Raw genomic sequence first — 15179 nt, 5'->3', positions numbered from 1 at the left:
CATGACGCGTGCGACCAAGAGTGATTCCACCCCGACGTCCTCGGCCGGCCGCCGACGAGTGCTGATCGGACTCGGTGCGGTCGTGGCCGCGGTGGGGGCGGCCGTCGTCGCGCTCACCCGACGGCCCGAGATGCCGCCGGTGGCGGCCGAGCCGCCGTCGGTGACCGACCCGCGCTAGCCGCTCACGAAACCCGGCAGGTGGTCGGCGCCGGCCGACCCGCGAAGCGGTCGGTCATCCAGGTGACCGACTCCGGCACCCCGAACACGTACGGGAGCGCGTGGTTGAGTCCCGTGCCCGGGTTGATCGGCGGTAACGGATTCAGCGGCTCACCGGTGCGGGTGAACGCCTCCGTGCGCTGGAACCCGTACGTCGCCTTCGTCTCGTTGACGCACTGGTTCTGCACGTCGGCGAGCATCTGCCGGCCGCGGTCGTTGAGTTCGGAATCGATCAGCTCCCGGGCCTCCGGATAGGTCTGATGCGAGTAGCCCCAGAACCCGACGGGAGCGTGCGGCCTGAGCGCGGTGCCGGGCAGGCGCATCGCGGCGCGGGCCGCGTCGAGCACGGCGTGTGCCTCCGACGCCCGGTTGACGTACGAGTGTGTCCCCGGGGTTCCGAGCCCCTCGTAGTCGGTGATCACCACCGCGATCCCCTGCGACAGCAAGGCGTTGACGAACACCATCTCGTACGACGTCACCGTCTCGCTCGGCGAGACGTACCGGATCACGTCGCCGAGCGTCCGGGACGGCGCACACTGATCGCCCTGGCCCTGGGTGCCGGCCGCCATACTCACCAGCGGACGCGGACCGGGTCCGGTCCACGGCAGTGCCGGATCGAAGTAGGCGCCGGTGACCATGTTGGGTACCCCCACCTGCCACACCAGCGGCATCGGCTCGGCCCGGATCACGTCCCCGGCCGGGCCCGCGGGTAACCCCGGCGGCGGGAGGTAGAAGTCCGGTGGCGCCGCCGCGGCCGGTGCACCGGCCACCATTACACCGATCACCGCCGCCGCTGCGGCACACCACCTCCCGATCACGACTTCCTCCCGTCGTCGCGCCGACGTCGTGCTACTTGGGTGAGGCCCCCCACAGGACCGTCTCGAGGTTGTACCGGGTCATGCGCTCGGTGGAGACACGCGGCAGTCCGTGTGTGGACCACAGGATCTCGCCCATGCACTGGAACACCAACCGAGTCGATCCCGGCATCGTGACGCTGCCGTCACGCACGCCCGCCGCGAAGGCGCGATCCCACACTCGCAGCAACTTGCGGCCGTCCTTCTTCAGGAAGTCGAAGTGCTCCTTGCCGGTGAGCATCACCCACGACTTGAGAATCGCGATCTCGGCGTCGAACCGCTTACCGGCAGCACTGCGCATCCGGATCAGCGCGTCAATGGTCTCGAGCGGTGTCCCACCCACCGCCCCGATCTCCTCGTGCGCGGCGCGCATGCGGGACGAGAAGTGCTGCAGGATCGCGACGAGGATTGCTTCCCGCGACTCGAAGTGGTGGTACAGGCTGCCCTGGGTCAGCCCCACCGCGGTGGCGATGTCCCGGGTCGTCGTCGCATCGAACCCGCGTTCGGCGAACACGAACCGGGCAGCATCAAGGATGCGATCCTGCTTGTCGGACAAGATCATCGAGTCCTCGCGGTCCCACGACGCGATCACCTTGCGCGCCACCCGGGCGGACGCCGAGTCGGACAGATCGTCGTCGGCAGGCTTGGTTGCGAGTCCGCCGAACAACATGTCGATCGTGCAACCCGCGACCTTGCGCGCCGAGAATCCGGTGGGCGCGAGCGTCGCGCTGTGCGTGAGCGCGACCCGTAGTACCTCGCGCAGGATCCGGGAATCGACCTCGGAGCGCAGTACGCCCGCCTGCTCGGCATTGCGAATCAGCGTCTGCCACTTCTTCTCCGACCACCGCGGCTCGGCCGCGAGGAGGCCCTGAAGCTCCTCGTCCCGCGTCCCGGGTACACCCAGGCACACCTGCAGTGCGCCGGGATGGCGGGCGGACGCGTCGGCGATGTCCAGCGCGAATCGCCGGATCGCCTCGATCGGGGAGTCCGACGCCACCGCGGGACGCTGCACCGCGACGACGATGTCGTCGCGCAGGCCCCGGACCATCGTCGCGGCCAACGCTTCCTTCGAATCGAAGTGGTAATACAGGCTGCCGGCCAGCATCCCGGTGGCGCCCGCGATGTCCCGCATCGACGTACCCGTATATCCCTTGGCCGCGAACAGTTCCGACGACGCCGTCAGGATCTCGTCACGCTTGTCCGGCCGTTCCTTCCCGCCCTCGGCCGAGACCGGTACCTTTCCGGTACGACTCACTTCATCCCCCTGCTTCCATGGCCTACCGACCTTTGTCAGATCACCGGTCGCGGCGACGTGCCGCGACCGGACACCGTGCCGTGCATCGCCCGTCCGATCACCAGTGGACGAACCAACGCCGGCATCCCCTGCCACGCTCCATGATCGACCTCGACGTCCCCGAACGCCCCCGAGATCGATGACAGAGTACGGCGATCACACCGGCACCCCTGCCCGAACACCGACCACGGCCCGGCGAGGCGATCCTGCCGCCGCGCCAGAGCCGGATCCTCCGAGCGTACGTGCTCGCAGAACAGGAAACGACCGTTCGGACGCAGTACCCGAGCGATCTCGCCTAGGACCGCATCGGGGTCCGGCACGGTGCACAGCACGAGCGTGCTCACGACGGTGTCGACGATGCCAGTCGCGGCGGGCAACCGGTGCCCCGGCGCCTCGACCACCTCGGCGTCGGGCCGCAACGTCCGCACCCGATTGCGCAGTCGCGCCGCCATCGGGGCGATGGGCTCCGTCAACACCAGCGACGACACGGTCGTCGGGTAGTACGGCACGTTGAGCCCGGTACCGGCACCGATCTCGAGAACCGCGCCCTCGGCCGACGCCAGCAGTCGGCGCCGGCGCTCCGCCATTCCGCGTCGCTCCGCCTTCACCAACATCGGGTCGTACACCGCGGCACCGGCCCTCGCCCACAACGAACGGACGGGTCCGCTCACCACCTCGTTCACACGCACGCGTCCATTTGAGCGCCAAATGGACGTTCGTGTAGTGGTTTCACCCGGAATAGACCACGGTACAACTATCCGACCCCGACGCGACGCGGCGTCGGGGTCGGATGACGTTGAACGTCAGGGGGTTATGAAGTCGATGAAGGCCTGCCGCATCGGAGGCCCGCCCTGGATGTCCATTCCGATCGCCGCTCCGACGAATCCTCCGACGATCAGACCGGGGATGCACCCGCCGATCACGCCGACGATGCATCCGACCAGCAGTCCTACCGCGGAACCGACGATGTTGCCGATGATTGCGCCCGCCTGGTTCTTCTGGGCCTCTTCGATCAGCTTCTGCTGCGCAACCGGGTCGTCGATGCGGACCGGATTGGTCTGCAAAGGATTTCGATCCGGCGTCAGCGTCAGCGTGCGCCCGTCCGTCCCCACACTGCCCGCGATCGGGAACATTTGCCCGCCGAGGCGGTACGCCAGCGGAACGGCGCCGACGACGGTGCCGTCGTCGCGCACGACGCTCACCTGCGCACCGTCCGCCTCGATGCGGAACGTGCCCGCATCGAGCACCGTCGTGACCGTCGCACCGGACGGGTCGACCGCGGTGGTGAACCCGACGCCCTGGTCGTTCCCCTGGGCCGACGCGGTATTCACGATCGCGGCCGGATCGGCCGAGGCGGTGCCGGCACCGACGGCAACGGTCATCGCAACGAAAGCGGCTGTGGCGACCATCTTCCCGAGCTTCATGGCAGCTCCCGAGGTGGGCGAGTCGAACTGGGCCTCGCCACAGCATATCCAGCCTTCTGTGATGCCAGTCCCAGTTCGAACCATTCCCGCACTGAACGAACGGTATGCGTGCTACGCGCGGGAGGACCGCTCCGATCGCCTTCACCCGTTTCGTCATTCGCGGCTGGAGCCATCCGACCGCAGCGCTGCGATACCCTCGCAAACTGAAACAGGTTCCAACTATGGAGGAGCAGCATGGCCGCGTCACCCGAGAGCATCCGGAGCACCGTCGAGAGCTACATCAAGGCTGTCGCGAGCGGCACCGCCGACGACATCCTGGCGCTGTACGCCGAGGGCGCCAGCGTCGAGGATCCCGTGGGCACCGAGCCCCGCACCACGCGCGAGTCGATCCGTGAGTTCTACGCGATCATCGAGCCGCTGGACCAGGAGGCCGAGCTGGTGACGCTGCGCATCGCGGCCAACACCGCGGCCTTCCACTTCCGTCTGATCACGAAGATCGGCGATCAGACCGCCGAGATCGCACCCATCGACATCATGGAGTTCGACGACGCCGGCAAGATCGTCAGCATGCGCGCCGTCTGGGGCCAGGAAGACATGATCACGGGCTGATCGACCCGCCCGGGCCCCAGAAGGCCCCCAGCCGCCCTGCTGCGCGCAGAATCGCCGCCCGCGCGCCGTCTACCGCGCAGCGCACCATGTCGCGCGCAGCAGGGCGTGTGCGACGTCCGCCGTGGCACGGGACCCCGGAAACACAAAAGGCGCTCTCCCGAAGGAAAGCGCCACTCCAGTTGCGGCCCCTGGAGGAAGTAGCTCACCCCCGTACAGCGGGAAGGTCCGGGTGCAAGTCCCGCGCGTCGCTTCTCCGTCTGGCCGAGATTCACAATCGTCTCTCGGCCGGGCGGGGATGGATGATCCATAGATGCGTGAGGTTCCGAGGGTGGCAAATCTCGACTACGTCGAAGTGACTGGACCTGCATCTGTGGTTGTAGCGGCCCTTGTAGCCGAGGTCCTGGGAGCTGTCGTCAAGGATGGCCGGCATCCGTGATGAACCCAGACGATCGCACGCGGGTCGATATCTACGGTGATTCAGATTCGGACGAGACACTGGTCGCGATCCGCTACCTCGGAGAACTGGCCCCGCGCCGGGAACGCGCCAAGAGGGTCTTCGATGCACTGGCCCGGCAGACGAATTGGAGTCTGCTCCTCACCTCCGACGACGAGCCGGGTGATGGCATAGTCGCGCGACGACCAGCTATCGGGTGACAGCAACGACGCCAGCGCCCAAGTACGCATCTTGGGATACTCGAGCCATGACGAACTCGTGTGCGGCGACGTGGTGGGAGAAGCCTGCCGAGCATCGGGCGAAGCGGATGCAGCGCGAGAACGAGGAATGGTCAGCGAAGAACGGGCCCGTGATGGTCCGGCGTGTCGGAGAGCCTGCCTGTACGAACCACCACCGTCGGCCCGCGAGTACTCGGTCGCGGTCACCTTCCCCGATGTGATCCGGGGCGCGCTGCGACTGCTGTTCGGGGACGCCCTGCCCCGCAGCGCGCGGTCCCTCCGACGACGCCGCGCCAACCTCCGCCGCAAACGACAGACGAGGAAGAAGCACCGGTGAATGACCTGTACCTGCCCGCCAATGGCCTGTTCAGCAAATGGGGATTCACTGATGGCGACGTCGTCGGGGAGTGGATCCAGGACGCCGAAGACGCCGGACTCATCGAGCCGAGACAACGCTGGGACATCGACACTCACCCGATACTGCGACAGCTCGTCACCGAGCATCTGCTTCCGCTACTGCCGGGGCCGTTCACGGTCTACGCCGTCGACACAATCCACAACCCGATTCGCGTCGGCACCTGGCACGGCGAGGAATGGGACGACTACGCCAAGGACGCGCCAGCCGAAGTCTCCGATCTCGGGGTGGTCGTCCCCGGCCGGCTCGTGCTGAGGGCGCTCGTCGAGCACATGGATGGCCCGGTCCCGTACGAGGTGATGCGTGCACTGCTCGGCCTGCCCAACGTCCGCGACGCCGTCGCCCAGATGTAGGCACAGATCCGGATGCAGCGGGCCAGCGGGCGGGCAACGCTCCCGTCGAGTGAGCTCGCAAGGGACATCGTGTCACTCGCAAGAAGTTTCAGGGGTACGCACCAGTGCGTACCCTTTGCGGCGATCGGCGCAGAACTGGGCCGGACCTGCCCGTGTTTGAAAGCCGATCAGGTCGGACCTCTTCTGCGGGGAAGGCCCAGCGGAGAGAGGGCGCGACTCCGGCGGACAGTCACGGGCTACCGCCCCTCGACATCTTCAGGCAATGCCGTCACCCTGGAGTCCGGCGGCTGGTCCACCTGTGGAAGATCGAACAGTTGGAACAATGAAGGGCCCCACACAGGCTTGGGTTCACCAGGTCGATCTGTCGGCGAAGGCAGCCGATCAGCACGAAGTCGAACCAGGCGCGGGATGTGCCAGTGCCGGGGTTCGTCGTCGATCTGCTGCGCGAGCGCGTAGAAAGCTGCTCCCCCGATGCCCTGGTGTTCCCCGACAGCCGTGGCGGCTATCTGCGGGCCGGGAACGTGCGCCGGAGGTGGTGGGACAAGGCGGTGAAGGCGACGGCGGTCCCGGAGGGCCTGACACCGCACGAGCTGCGGCATACGGCGGCGTCGCTGGTGATCACGGCCGGCGCGAACATCAAGACGTTGCAGCGGATGCTCGGGCACTCGTCGGCTGCGCTGACGTTGGACCGCTACGGGCACCTGTTTGACGACCTCGGGATGATCGCGAAGCGGCTGCACAACCTCGCTAGACCTGGCTCGGAATCATCAGACTCGAGCGCCGAGTGTGCCCAAAATGTGCCCAGCAACGAGAAAGAGCCACCTTCTCATTCCCGAGAAAGTGGCTCTGATCTGCGTACTAACCTGTGGAGCCTAGGAGATTCGAACTCCTGACATCTGCCTTGCAAAGGCAGCGCTCTACCAACTGAGCTAAGGCCCCGTCTGCACTGGTTCCGGAAACCGAATTCAGCGACTTGTGACCTCGTGCCAGACATCTTCACCGCGTCGCTTGGACAGCAACTTGGCGAGCCCGAGAGCCACCAGCAATCCGGCTCCCGTAATCAGGATGACCTTCACGTTGGTAACCCCTTCGTTGGCACGTGGAGTGGGCCTAGGAGGACTTGAACCTCCGACCTCTTCGTTATCAGCGAAGCGCTCTAACCGCCTGAGCTATAGGCCCTTGAACCGGGCAGAAGATTACCCCACCGAAGCGTCGGATACCAAAACGGCTCCGGCGGGGCACTCTTTTGCCTGGTCAGTCGGGGTCTGCCAAAGTGACCTGCACGCCGCCGACCAGGTCGGAACACAGGTTGTAGATGAACGAACCGATCGTCGCGATCGCTGTGATAAGCACCACATTGATCAGCCCGATCAGGGCCGAGTAACCGAACACCTGACCGGACGTCACCAGTCCACCGCTGCCGGTGTCGGTCACGATCTCGGTGAAGGCACTGTTGAGCCTGTCCCACACGCCCATGCCGTCGAGAACGACGTACAGCAGGCCCACGGCGACCATCCACACGAAGAACAGCGCCACCGAGATCACCAGCGACACCTTGAGCATCGACCACGGGTCGACGCGGCGCACCTGGACCGTCGCCCGTAGTCCCTCACCCTCGGCCGGGGTCGACACGGTGAGCGCGGCAGCGGCCGCCTTGCGGGCCGAGCCGGCTGCAGCCGGGGCACCGGCGGGCACCGGATGCTTCACCGCCGACAGGTCCGGCATGTCCTTTGCCAGATCGGTGCGGGCGATGCTGCGGGTGGGCCCGTCGATGACCGCCGCCTTCGACTTGGCCGCGGCCTTCGCCGCCGCCTTCGCGGTCTGTCCCGCCTCCGGGCCGCCCGCACCCCCTTGCGGCCCGCCAGGGGCCGCAGGAGAGGACGTGGGTGGCTTCGGGGCCGCCGTACCGGTCACGACGGGCCGGGCGGGCCTGCTGGGCCCGGCCGGCGGCTGAGCCTGGGGCTGAGCCGGCGGCTTGGGAGCGGCCGTGCCCGTCACGACAGGCCGGGTGGACTTGGCCGGGGCAGACGGGGCCGCCTTGCCGTTGGTGCTCGGCTTGGCCGGGCCGACGGGAGGCTTGGGCCCCCCGGCCTGACCCGGCGCACCCTGACCCGGCGCACCCTGACCCGTGACGGGTCCACCCGGGCGGCTCAGGTTGGTCTGCGGCACACGCTGCTGTTGCTGCTGTCCCCGCTGCCACGGCGGCGTCTGTCCCGGCCGCTTCTGCTCGGGCGCCTTCTGCTCCGCCGGCTTCTGCACAGGTGCCTTCTGCTCCGCGGGCTTCTGCTCAGGTGCCTTCTGCTCCGCCGGCCTCTGGACCGGAGGCTTCTGCGGACCCGGACCCTGCGCGGGAGCGCTGCCCTGCGCGGGGTCGGCCGACTCGGCCGACCCCGCAGCAGGATTCGCGTCGGCCGAGCCGGAGGCCGGCTTACCGGGCGTTTCGTCCGGCTTACCGTCCTTCTTGCCGTCGCCGGGCTGTTGGGGAGTGCTCAACTACGACTCCTTCGCTCCATCGGACGAACCCGCAGCAGCTTCCTCGGGCTCGTCGGCGTTACGCGCGATCGCGAGCAGGGTGTCACCCTCCCCGAGGTTCATCAACCGCACGCCCTTCGTCTGACGGCCGGCCTTACGCACCTGCTTGGCTGCGGTGCGGATGACACCGCCGCCTGAGGTGATCGCGTACAGCTCGTCGTCGTCGTCGACGATGACCGCACCGACAAGGGTGCCACGTTTCGGGTCGTACTGGATGGTGAGAACGCCCTTTCCGCCACGACCCTGAGCGACGTAGTCCTCGATGGGCGTGCGCTTGGCGTAGCCACCGGAGGTGGCGACCAGCAGGTACGTGCCCTCACGGACCACGTTGAGCGAGAGCAGTTCGTCGTCCTGGTTGAACCGCATGCCCTGCACACCGGACGTCGCGCGGCCCATCGGGCGCAGCGCCTCGTCGGTCGCGGCGAACCGGATCGACTGTCCCTTGGCCGAGACCAGCAGCAGGTCCTCGTCGGACGAGCACAGCACCGCGCCCACCAGTTCGTCCTCGCCGCGCAGGTTGACGGCGACGATGCCGCCGCTGCGGTTGGAGTCGAAGTCGGTGAGCTTGGACTTCTTGACCAGGCCGTTGCGGGTCGCGAGCACCAGGTACGGCGCGTCCTCGTAGGTCTTGATCTGGATGATCTGCGCGATCCGCTCGTCCGGCTGGAACGCCAGCAGGTTCGCGACGTGCTGGCCGCGGGCGGTGCGGCTGGCTTCGGGCAGCTCGTACGCCTTGGCGCGGTACACGCGCCCCTTGGTGGTGAAGAACAGGATCCAGTCGTGCGTCGAGCTGACGAAGAAGTGCTTGACCAGGTCGTCCTGCTTGAGCCCGGCACCCTGCACGCCCTTGCCGCCGCGCTTCTGCGAGCGGTACAGGTCGGTCCGGGTGCGCTTGGCGTAGCCGGTCTCGGTGATCGTGACGACGACGTCCTCGCGCGCGATGAGGTCCTCGTCGGTGACGTCGCCGTCGGCCGCGATGATGCGGGTGCGACGGTCGTCGCCGTACTTGTCCACGATCTCCGCAAGCTCGTCCCGCACGATCGCGCGCTGCCGCTCCGGCTTCGCGAGAATGTCCTTGTAGTCGGCGATTTCGAGCTCGATCTCGGCCAACTCGTCGATGATCTTCTGACGCTCGAGAGCGGCCAGGCGACGCAGCTGCATCGCGAGGATCGCGTCGGCCTGGATGTCGTCGACGTCGAGCAGGTTGATCAGGCCGGCGCGGGCGATGTCGACGGTCTGCGACGCGCGGATGAGCGCGATGACCTCGTCGAGCGCGTCCAGTGCCTTGACCAGACCGCGCAGGATGTGGGCCCGCTCCTCGGCCTTGCGCAGCAGGTAGCGCGTGCGCCGGACGATGACCTCGAGCTGGTGCGTGGTGTACAGCCGGATCATCTGGTCCAGGCGCAGGGTGCGCGGCACCCCGTCGACGATGGACAGCATGTTGCAGCCGAAACTGGTCTGCAGCTGCGAGTGCTTGTAGAGGTTGTTCAGCACCACCTTGGCGACGGCGTCACGCTTGATGACGACGACGATGCGCATGCCGACACGGTCCGAGGACTGGTCCTCGATCTTGGAGATGCCGGCGATCTTGCCGTCGCGCACCTGCTCGGCGACCGAGGTGATCAGGTTGTCCGGGTTGACCTGGTAGGGCAGCTCGGTGATGACGATCTGGGTGGCACCGCGATCCGATTCCTCGATCTCGACGACACCGCGCATGCGGATCGAGCCGCGGCCGGTGCGGTAGGCGTCCTGGATGCCCTGGCCGCCGACGATCAGGCCCGAGGTCGGGAAGTCGGGGCCCTTGACCCGCTCCATGACGGCCTCGAGGGTGGCTTCCTCGTCGGCCTCGTGGTTGTCGAGCGCCCAGTAGATGGCCTCGGCGACCTCGCGCAGGTTGTGCGGCGGGATGTTGGTGGCCATACCGACGGCGATACCGCCGGAACCGTTGATCAGCAGGTTCGGGATACGGCTCGGCAGAACCGTCGGCTCCTGCGTCTTGCCGTCGTAGTTCGGGACGAAATCGACTGTGTCGTGGTCGATCTCGCGCACCATCTCCATGGCGAGCGGCGTGAGACGGCACTCGGTGTAACGCATCGCGGCCGCGCCGTCGTTGCCGCGGGAACCGAAGTTGCCCTGGCCGTCGACCAGCGGGTAGCGCAGCGACCACGGCTGCGCCATGCGCACGAGGGTGTCGTAGATGGAGCTGTCGCCGTGCGGATGGTAGTTACCCATCGTGTCGGCGACCGGGCGCGCGGACTTCACGTAGCCGCGGTCCGGGCGGTAGCCGTTGTCGTACATCGCGTACAGGACGCGGCGGTGCACGGGCTTGAGGCCGTCGCGCACGTCGGGCAGCGCGCGGCCCACGATCACGCTCATCGCGTAGTCGATGTAGCTGGACTGCATCTCCTGCTGGATGTCCACCGGCTCGATGCGGTCGTGCCCCGATTCCTCCGGCGGCAACGTGGTGTCAGTCATCGGCTCCTCTTCTTCTCAGCAAAACGGTCCTGGTAGAGCCTGTGGACCCTGGGCGTGCGAAGCGTTGAAGCTCGATGGCTCCGATGCCAGGCACGCGCAACCCGTCAAGTCTATAGGTGCAGGTCAGCCAGACCTGGCAGCACTCGCTGATTGCCCGGCCTACGCGTCGAGTCGGATGCGCCGGCGAAGCTGGTGCCGGCGGGGTTCTACCCGACCGTCTGACCGAGCCGGGTGAGCGCGTACTCGGTGATCGCGACCAATGCGGCCTTCGCCGACTCCCGGTTGCGGGCGTCGATGGACAGGATCGGCACCTGCGCCGACACCGCGAGTGCCTGACGAATCTCCTCGAGTGGGTACCGCGGCGCGTCGTCGAACTCGTTGACCGCGACCACGAACGGCAGGTTGCGGGCCTCGAAATAGTCGACCGCGGCGAACGACTCGTCCAGTCTGCGGGTGTCGATCAACACGATCGCACCGATCGCACCGCGGATCAGGTCGTCCCACATGAACCAGAACCGCTGCTGTCCCGGCGTTCCGAACAGATACAGGATCAGGTCCGGTGCGAGGCTGATGCGCCCGAAGTCCATCGCCACGGTGGTGGTCGACTTCTGTGGGGTGGCCGTGAGATTGTCCACACCGTCGGAGGCGTTGGTGACCAGCGCCTCCGTCCGCAGCGGGACGATCTCCGACACCGCGCCGACGAGAGTGGTCTTGCCGACACCGAAGCCGCCCGCAATGACGATCTTGGTCGAGGTCACCCGGTTGCGCTCAGAGCTAGATGTTCCGTAGTCCACCGAGGACCCTTTCGATAAGTTCGCGACGTTCGGTGTCGCTCGCGTCGTCTTGGAGAGTTGCCAGGATCCGCAGGTGACCGGACTCGACGAGATCGGCGACGAGCACCCGTGCCACACCGATCGGCACACCCACTCGGGCGGCGATCTCGGCCACCGACGGCGACTGCGCGCACAGCGCAATGATCGTCGCCTCGATGTCTCCCAGGTCCGGGGTCTGATAATCCCGGGGCGGAAGCGCCTGGATCAGAGCCTCCAGCGCCAGTTCCACCGCCGGTTTCGTCCGGCCGGAAGTGAGCGAGTACGGGCGCACCAGGCTCGGCCCGCGCTCGCTCACCTCGTCGTACTCGTCGTTCATGGCCACGGTCCGGTCAGGATCCGAACATCGATCGCGGCGTGGCCTGCACGGAGCTGCCGACCCGCTCGACCAGCAGTGCCATCTCGTAGCCGACCTGCCCGATGTCGCACGACGAGGAGGTCAGCGCGGCCAGGTGCGATCCGTCGCCGACGCTCATCAGCAACAGGTAGCCGCGCTGCATCTCGACGACCGACTGCAGGACTCCGCCACCGTCGAAGAGGTTCGACACCCCCGCGGACAGGCTGGCGAGCCCGGAGGTGACCGCCGCGAGCTGCTCCGCACGATCGAGCGGCAGATGCTCACTGCCCGCCATGAGCAGGCCGTCCGCGGACACCAGCACGGCGTGCGAGACGCCCGGGATCTCCCTGGCGAAATTCGAGACCAACCAGTCGAGCGGGCGGGCGCCGCCGGAGCCCTGATCCCCGTTCGACACCATTCCCTGATCGATACTCATCTGTCTCCTCCGATACTGGCGCGGTCGGCCGAGCTCACTGCGCGGCCCTCGCGAGTTCCCTTTTGGTGGCGGCTCAGGTTCTCACGGACGGCTTCCGGGTCACGCAGCCGCGACCGGTTCGCGCCCCGGTCGCCGGCGTCGACCCCACCCGGCACCAGCCGATGTCCCGGCTTACGCTGCGGCAGACCCGATTCGGTCCTGGCCTCGACCGGGGCCTCACTGGCCCGGTGTGCGGCGGTCCAACCCTGGTCGGCGGCCGACGTCCATTCGAACTTGCCGAGATTCTCCGACTCGGTCGGATCCGTGAGCCAGTCCGTGACCATGCCGGAGAAGATCGGCGTTCCGGTGGTCGTAACGTCCTGGGACGGAGCCACATTCGGACGCGGCTGGAAGAACGACGCGGTCTTGGCAGCGTTGCTCAGGTAACGGTGACGCCTTGCGGGCGGCGTGATGTCGACCGACTGGGCGCCCGGGGACTCGGTGGAGTCGGTACTGCCGAAAGCCGGTGCGGCGGGCTCGGACACGGGCGGCAGCGGCGCGGGCGCCTGTGCGGGCGGAGGCGTCGGCGGAGGCGAATACTGTTCCTCGGGCGCGTGGTGCACGGGAGCGGGATCCACCGGCAGTGGCGCGGGAACGGCGGCGCCGGGAGTGCGCCGCGGCAGTTCCGTCGCGCCGGGAGTGCGCCGCGGCAGCTCCGTCGCACCGGGAGTGCGCCGCGGCAGGGCGCTCGCCGGGTTCGCCGCGGGCACCGGCTCCTGCCGGGCGGGTTCGGCGACCAGTTGCGGCATCTCGCCGGAGTGGACGATGGTCACCTGCGGCAGCCCGGCGGTGCCCACGCGCGGGACCGGACCGGTCTGTGGCATCTCGAGCTGCGAGACCAGCAGGGTGTCGGGAATGTGCACGCTCACGGTGACGCCCTGATCGGACGCGGACTCGTATGTCCGCCGCAGGCGGACCGTGAGCCGGTGGCGGGCCGCGAGGCGGCTGACCACGAACAGGCCCATGTGCCGGGCCGTCTCCGGACCGACCGCGCCACCCGATGCGAGACGCTCGTTGATCTCGTCCAGTTGTTCTGCGGGAATACCGATTCCACTGTCCTCGATCTCGAGGAGCACCCCGCCGTCGACGGCACGCGCGAACGTGATCCACACCTTGCTGTCCGGCGGGGAGGCGCGCAGCGCATTGTCGAGCAGTTCGGCGAGCAGATGCGCGACGTCGGCCGCGACCGCACCGCTCAATGCGCCGTTCGGAGTGGACCCGAGCTGCACCCGCTGATAGTTCTCGACCTCGGACATCGCGGCGCGCACCGTGTCGCCGATCTGCACGGGGGCGGACTGGGCGCGTCGGACCCGGTTACCGGACAGGATCAGCAGGTTGTCGCCGTTGCGGCGCATGCGGGCCGCGAGATGGTCGAGCCGGAACAGACTCTCGAGCCGCTTGGGGTCCTTCTCCTCGAATTCGAGGTTCTCGATCAGGCCCAACTGCTGGTCGACCAGCGACTTGCTGCGCCGGGCCAGGGTCTCGAACATGTCGCCGATCTGCAGCCGGAGGTGCGCCTGCTCGCCGGCGAGCCGGAGTGCCTGACCGTGCATGTCGTCGACGGCGCGCGCGAGCTGGCCGATCTCCTCGGTGGTGTGCACCGGGATCGGTTCGAAGTCGGTGACCGCGGAGCCGTCGCCGACCTTGATCCGTTCGATCGCCTCGGGCAGGTCCACGTTGGCCACCTCGAGCGTTCCGCGCCGGAGTCGGCGGATCGGGCGGATCAGCGACCGGGCGACCAGCACACCCAGCACGATCGTCGCGAGGAGCGTCAGAAGCACCACGACCGCGGCGCGCAACGCTGCGGCGGAAGTCTCGTCGGCGCGTGCGGCCACCGTGTCAGCGATGGTGTTGGATGTCTTCGCGACGAGGCCGGTGTAGTTGTCGACGCTCGCGTACAACAGATCACGCATCTGGAACTGGATCTGGCTGGCCGGAGAGTTGATGATCAGGTCGAGACGAGCCCTCCCTGAATCCCGCGCCTTCTCGAGCACCGGCACCGAGTCCGGGTACGCGCGCATCATGGCGTCGATCAGCGCGAGCTCCGCACCGCCCGCGGCGACCATCGCGCTCGGCGGCTTGGAGGTGTCCATCAGGTGGGTCATCATGCCGGCGACCTGGTCCGTGAGGGCCTGCTGCGCACCAGCCAGGTCGTGCAGGTGACGGAAGGCAACGATGACGGTGGGGTCGTCGATGGGTCCGACGATCTCGTCGACGACGCGCATCAGGTCTTCGCGGACCTTCGCGGTCTCGGCCGGCAGGTTCGGGCGGGCCACGGTGCCGGACTCGATGTCGGCCACGAGGCTCTCGACCACGACCAGTGAGGACCGCACCAGATCGGCCAGGTCGGCGGGCATCGCGGGATTGTCAGCGGCGGCGTGAGCCGCGACGACCGATTCGTTGAAGTCCCCGAGGTCCGATTTCTTGAACGTACCGGCCGCGTAGCCGGCGGAGAGCAGGCCGAATTCGTTGCTGAGCGTGACGATGTCGGGAACACCCGCGACCCGGTCCGCAGTGTTGCTGTATCTCACTGCACGACTGAACTCGTCCTTCACCTGCAGACCGCCCAGCACCATTGCCACGGTGATCGGGAGTGCCACCACCGCGGTGACCTTCCAGCGCAGACCCCAGCCCTCGAGGTTCCACAGCCTCCCCAGCCTGCTGACAGGCGGCGATTGGGTCTTCATCGTCCA

15 protein-coding genes and 2 tRNA genes are annotated in these 15179 nt (G+C 67.7%); 5 read left to right on the top strand and 12 right to left on the bottom strand.

All coding sequences use genetic code 11. From position 1 onward, the window contains the following. Nucleotide 1: 1 nt before the first annotated feature. Complete coding sequence (locus HUN07_RS00130) at nt 2-178, top strand: hypothetical protein (protein WP_174907187.1); 177 nt, start codon at nt 2-4, stop codon at nt 176-178. A gap of 4 nt (nt 179-182) precedes the next feature. Here the strand turns inward: HUN07_RS00130 and HUN07_RS00125 are convergent, their stop codons facing one another. The 4 genes from HUN07_RS00125 to HUN07_RS00110 all read right to left on the bottom strand — a co-directional run bounded on the left by HUN07_RS00125 (nt 183) and on the right by HUN07_RS00110 (nt 3788). Continuing rightward, on the bottom strand, nt 183-1034 hold the full coding sequence (locus HUN07_RS00125) for a lipase family protein (protein WP_174907185.1): 852 nt from the start codon (nt 1032-1034) through the stop codon (nt 183-185). A gap of 31 nt (nt 1035-1065) precedes the next feature. Further along, complete coding sequence (locus HUN07_RS00120; protein WP_174907184.1) at nt 1066-2325, bottom strand: TetR/AcrR family transcriptional regulator; 1260 nt, start codon at nt 2323-2325, stop codon at nt 1066-1068. Nucleotides 2326-2360: 35 nt separating this feature from the next. Then, nucleotides 2361-3053 carry a class I SAM-dependent methyltransferase gene (locus tag HUN07_RS00115; protein ID WP_217487168.1) on the bottom strand — a complete coding sequence of 231 codons (693 nt, stop codon included), beginning with the start codon at nt 3051-3053 and terminating at the stop codon, nt 2361-2363. A 114-nt stretch (nt 3054-3167) separates the two neighbouring features. After that, nucleotides 3168-3788, bottom strand: a complete 621-nt coding sequence (locus HUN07_RS00110; protein ID WP_174907182.1) for a hypothetical protein — start codon at nt 3786-3788, stop codon at nt 3168-3170. Nucleotides 3789-4022: 234 nt separating this feature from the next. Here HUN07_RS00110 and HUN07_RS00105 point away from each other — a divergent pair, with 234 nt between their 5' ends. The 4 genes from HUN07_RS00105 (at nt 4023) to HUN07_RS00090 (ending at nt 6730) form a co-directional block, all read left to right on the top strand. Further along, the gene (locus HUN07_RS00105) at nt 4023-4397 is read left to right on the top strand and encodes a nuclear transport factor 2 family protein (protein WP_174907180.1); all 375 of its coding nucleotides are present in this window, start codon (nt 4023-4025) and stop codon (nt 4395-4397) included. Nucleotides 4398-4832: 435 nt separating this feature from the next. Next, nucleotides 4833-5051, top strand: coding sequence for a hypothetical protein (locus HUN07_RS00100; RefSeq protein ID WP_174907178.1), 219 nt, complete (start codon nt 4833-4835; stop codon nt 5049-5051). A gap of 351 nt (nt 5052-5402) precedes the next feature. Further along, nucleotides 5403-5837, top strand: coding sequence for a hypothetical protein (locus HUN07_RS00095; protein WP_174907177.1), 435 nt, complete (start codon nt 5403-5405; stop codon nt 5835-5837). Between the two features lie 359 nt (nt 5838-6196). Then, nucleotides 6197-6730, top strand: a complete 534-nt coding sequence (locus HUN07_RS00090; RefSeq protein ID WP_174914268.1) for a tyrosine-type recombinase/integrase — start codon at nt 6197-6199, stop codon at nt 6728-6730. Here the strand turns inward: HUN07_RS00090 and HUN07_RS00085 are convergent. The 8 genes from HUN07_RS00085 to HUN07_RS00050 all read right to left on the bottom strand — a co-directional run bounded on the left by HUN07_RS00085 (nt 6704) and on the right by HUN07_RS00050 (nt 15173). Continuing rightward, nucleotides 6704-6776: transfer RNA gene (locus HUN07_RS00085), tRNA-Ala, on the bottom strand. The two genes, HUN07_RS00090 and HUN07_RS00085, sit on opposite strands and share 27 nt — an antisense overlap. 166 nt (nt 6777-6942) lie before the next feature. Continuing rightward, nucleotides 6943-7016, bottom strand: a tRNA-Ile gene (locus tag HUN07_RS00080). Nucleotides 7017-7091: 75 nt separating this feature from the next. Beyond that, a complete protein-coding gene (locus tag HUN07_RS00075; RefSeq protein WP_174907175.1) occupies nt 7092-8330 on the bottom strand; it encodes a DUF3566 domain-containing protein in 1239 nt (412 codons plus the stop codon). Continuing rightward, the gene (gene gyrA, locus HUN07_RS00070) at nt 8331-10844 is read right to left on the bottom strand and encodes a DNA gyrase subunit A (protein WP_174907173.1); all 2514 of its coding nucleotides are present in this window, start codon (nt 10842-10844) and stop codon (nt 8331-8333) included. 206 nt (nt 10845-11050) lie between these two features. Continuing rightward, nucleotides 11051-11602 carry a GTP-binding protein gene (locus tag HUN07_RS00065; protein ID WP_174907171.1) on the bottom strand — a complete coding sequence of 184 codons (552 nt, stop codon included), beginning with the start codon at nt 11600-11602 and terminating at the stop codon, nt 11051-11053. Between the two features lie 16 nt (nt 11603-11618). Beyond that, nucleotides 11619-11993 (bottom strand): DUF742 domain-containing protein, encoded by a 375-nt coding sequence (locus HUN07_RS00060; RefSeq protein WP_114720293.1) that lies wholly within the window; start codon nt 11991-11993, stop codon nt 11619-11621. 13 nt (nt 11994-12006) lie between these two features. Then, on the bottom strand, nt 12007-12429 hold the full coding sequence (locus HUN07_RS00055) for a roadblock/LC7 domain-containing protein (RefSeq protein ID WP_174914266.1): 423 nt from the start codon (nt 12427-12429) through the stop codon (nt 12007-12009). A gap of 14 nt (nt 12430-12443) precedes the next feature. After that, complete coding sequence (locus tag HUN07_RS00050; protein ID WP_174907169.1) at nt 12444-15173, bottom strand: sensor histidine kinase; 2730 nt, start codon at nt 15171-15173, stop codon at nt 12444-12446. Between the last annotated feature and the right edge of the window lie 6 nt (nt 15174-15179).

Source organism: Rhodococcus sp. W8901, from assembly GCF_013348805.1.
GTDB lineage: Bacteria > Actinomycetota > Actinomycetes > Mycobacteriales > Mycobacteriaceae > Prescottella.
This window is presented reverse-complemented; position numbering and strand designations above follow the sequence as displayed.